The organism is Blautia sp. ZXY-1-C6, assembly GCF_056339875.1.
Genome location: NZ_JBWJVQ010000109.1, coordinates 1 through 3,752, shown reverse-complemented (window position 1 = coordinate 3,752; position 3,752 = coordinate 1). Strand labels below are relative to the sequence as shown.

Below are 3,752 nucleotides of genomic sequence, written 5' to 3'. Positions count from 1 at the left end.
CCGTGCGGTAAGCAGATACGGTGCCAGAACATCTGCGTCAATCTCTTCACATAAATTCAGTTTATGAACCATCAGATCATTTGAGGAATACGCACCTCCAATGACTGTTCTGATTGGAAGTTCTCCCCATGGATCATCAATGGACGATTGTAATTTAATCGCTGCAAAACCAGGCTCCCATGAATGGTAATTGTATTCACAGAGATTCTGAAGCAGAGCACCATTCTGGAAATGTGATTTTCCTTCTTTATCCGGTTCGCGGTCAAGGTGGAAGTAGAAACCACCGCCATATGTCTTTTTACCGGCTTCTGGGAACTGATACAGCATTCCGGTCATTGCGTTATTATATTCACCAATCTTGAGATCAATATTTACAAGTTCAGTACCACGACGGCAGACTTGAGCGGTCACATGATCATTGTTTCGACGGATTACAAATTCAGATCCCAGTTTCTTTGGAATTGATCCATTGTCACGTCCACACTGAACTGCCATTTCTGCACCGGTTCCCCCAAGTACAAGTCCTATTGGATATAATCCAAGCTGTGTTCCATATGTACAGTAAACACCAAGGATTGCTTCATAATAATCATCAGCAAAGGTAGGCTCCTTAACATGGCACACAGATACCGTAACTACAGGCACGGAAAATGGTTTTAACGGTGCAGGCAGAACCTTTGCAATCGCCGCAGGATCGGTGAGGTATGCAAGATATATTCCCTCCTGATTTTTCATAAGAGATATCTTACCGAAATTAGGCATTTCCTCCGGAGCAGTGATAAAGCTTGGAGTTTTGACAGATGTCTTAAACAATTTCCTTGCTGCTTCAAAACCACTTCTGGATGCAGGAGCAATCGTACCGTCTTTCACAGCATTTCCGATAGCCTGAGCATGGATTCCTTTTTCTTTTAATTCTTCAACAAGATGGTTGTCCGGACGGAAACCAAGGGAAAGAACAACAGCATCTGCAGCAACTTCCACATTTATCTTATCGTTCAGTCTTTCAAGTACAACTCCATCTTTTTTGATCTCTTTAAGAGCATATGCCATCATGAACTGGGCATTGTATTCTTTCAATCTTCCACATACATCTGCAACATTTGTATGATTTGCATTAGGAGCAACTTTGTCAAGCATATCCGCAAGTACAACGGTATTTCCTTCGTGACAGAGATATTCTGCTGTTTCAAGTCCCGTAACACCTGCTCCGATGATCATTACTTTTTTATTCTTCAGTCCGGCTTTTCCGGAAAGAATATCTTCGATTGTATATACATTTTCTCCGGTTATTCCGGGAATAGATCCTGGAATGACAGATTTAGAACCTGTTGCTACAAGTACCGCGTCCGGATTCATTTCTGCAATTTTATCCGCAGTCGCTTCCATATCAAGTTTTAATTCAACTCCAAGTTTCTCAAATTCAACATTATAATAATCAGCAATCCAGCCCATACGTTCTTTGAAAGGAGGCTTCTTTGCAAGGTTTATCGTACCTCCAAGCTCACTCTGGCGGTCAACCAATGTTACCTTCATGCCGCGTTCAGCAAGTGTTTTAGCAGCGATCATACCACATGGTCCGCCACCCACAACTACTACCTTATGTTCCTGAGTGTCATATTCTGCATTTCCATAAAGACGTTCGCGGCATGCACGTGGATTAACTGCACATTCCGCAGGAATACCCGCGCCCATCCATGCATTCAGGCTCTCAAAGCAACGCAGACAGTTGATACATTTACAAATTTCATTCTCTCTTCCTTCAAGTACCTTGAGTCCCCACTGTTCGTCTGCGAGCCAGCTTCTTCCCATGGAGACAAAATCAACAATACCTCCTTCCAGAAAACTCTCAGCTACCTGTGGTTCACGTATGCAGGAAACTCCTATCACTGGAATAGAAACGTGATCTTTTACGGCCTTGATCAGATCTTTTCTCCAACCCTGGGGGAAGGAGATCGGCTCTACACATACACTTCCTGTCTCGTATAAACCAACAGACACATCAATAAAATCAATCCCGCATTTCTCAAGCGCCATTGCAATCTTAACTCCATCCTGGATATGGATATAATCCTCTGTCACTCCTGTTTTATCCAGAAATTCTTCAACGCTTAAACGGACACCGATCGGAAAGTCCGGTCCACACTGTACACGGATTCCATTTATGATCTCGGTGATCATACGAAGTCTGTTTTCAAAGGAACCACCATACTCATCTTCGCGTTTATTTGTGTAAGGGGAAAGAAACTGTTGTAATAGATACCCATGAGCCGCATGAAGCTCTACTCCATCGCAACCCGCTTTTTTTACCCGTACAGCACCTGAGATAAACTGTTGGATCAAAGCTTTTACTTCTTCTGTTGAAAGAGCCCTTGTTTCTTGCTGAAGATATTTGCACGGTATTGCTGAAGCAGATACTACCGGACCGCCTGTAAGAGCAGTTACTGTTTCACGTCCAGGGTGATGCAGCTGGATGAATATCTTTGTCCCATATTTATGTACTGTTTCTGCAAGCTTTGCAAGACCTTCGATATGTCTGTCTTTTGAAACAGACAGCTGACGCATCATCCCTGCACCATGCAGATCGTTTACCCTTGCAATCTCCGGAATAATAAGCGCTGCGCCACCAATTGCACGTGCCTCATAGAATGCAATCATGTCTTCCGATGGAGACCCATCCATCTCCGCCAGGCTTGTACCCATCGGTGACATTACAAGCCGGTTTTTAAGTGTAATATTTCCAATTTTTCCCTGTTTAAATATTTCCTGATACATGTACACCCTCCTTTACTTGTGTCTCTTGATTATTATGGCTTAAAAATAACATTTTCATTGTTAAAAAAACAACGGCATAAATATAAAAAAGACATTGTGTATTTATGCACAATGCACTATAATTAATAATAATCTGCAAAACACTGTGCATTTTTCACAAATAATTGTAAAGAGGAGTATGAAGATGCTGTTTTCCGATCTTATTGATTATTTAAAAAATGAAAAAACTTTTAACATAATACTAAATTGTTCTACTGATCTTCATGAAATACGAGATGTAGAGCTGCTGGATGGCACTCAAACAGGATACGCCACAGATATTGTCTATTTTGGTTATCCAGATGTCTTGTCTCCTGATATGCAGCCTTCTCAATGTATCCTTGTTCGTGGAGAAAACTATCTTTTTCCTTATTCCTGCACGGATCGTGCAACAGTACAGGCAAAAGAGCTTTTTGCGGTTTTTAATGCAGCAAAACAGTTTCTTCAGACACATGAACAGGTTAGTTTATATGAAGAACTGGTTCGAAAAGGCCACTCTTCCCATAGCCTGGATGAAGTGATTAACTCTGCATCCATCAAATTAGGATATTCTTTGGTATTTTGCGACAAGAAATTCCGTATCCTGTCATATTCTACATCAGATTCCGGTTACGGATAAATTATGGAAAAAGAATATTGAACGTGGATATTGTACATACGATTTCATTAAAAATGTAATGTCATTGGAAGCTGTCCAGGGGGCTTCAGCCAGCATTGAGGCTGTTGAAGTATCTTGCCCGGAATCACCATATCGTAAATGTAGTTCGAAAGTGTTTTTAAACGGTGTTCAGGTTGGTTTTGTTCTGATGATAGAAAACAATGGATCTCCTTTTACCGCAGAACACTTAGCAGCTATGAGTGATGTAAGCCGGGCAATCAGCTCCGTAGTTGGACATTATCATCCTGAACTGTTTCAGTACACCAGTGCGGACCAGCAGCTC

The 3,752-nt window shown here is 41.7% G+C and carries 2 protein-coding genes; one reads left to right on the top strand and one right to left on the bottom strand.

Annotated elements, in window-relative coordinates:
- Positions 1 to 2,772, bottom strand: a 2,772-nt coding sequence (locus AC075J_RS04015; RefSeq protein WP_476390044.1) for an oxidoreductase, incomplete at its 3' end; no start/stop codon positions are given.
- 184 nt (positions 2,773 to 2,956) lie between these two features.
- On the opposite strand from AC075J_RS04015, the gene AC075J_RS04010 reads away from it, so the two are divergent.
- Positions 2,957 to 3,430, top strand: coding sequence for a hypothetical protein (locus AC075J_RS04010; protein WP_476390043.1), 474 nt, complete (start codon positions 2,957 to 2,959; stop codon positions 3,428 to 3,430).
- Positions 3,431 to 3,752 lie beyond the last annotated feature (322 nt).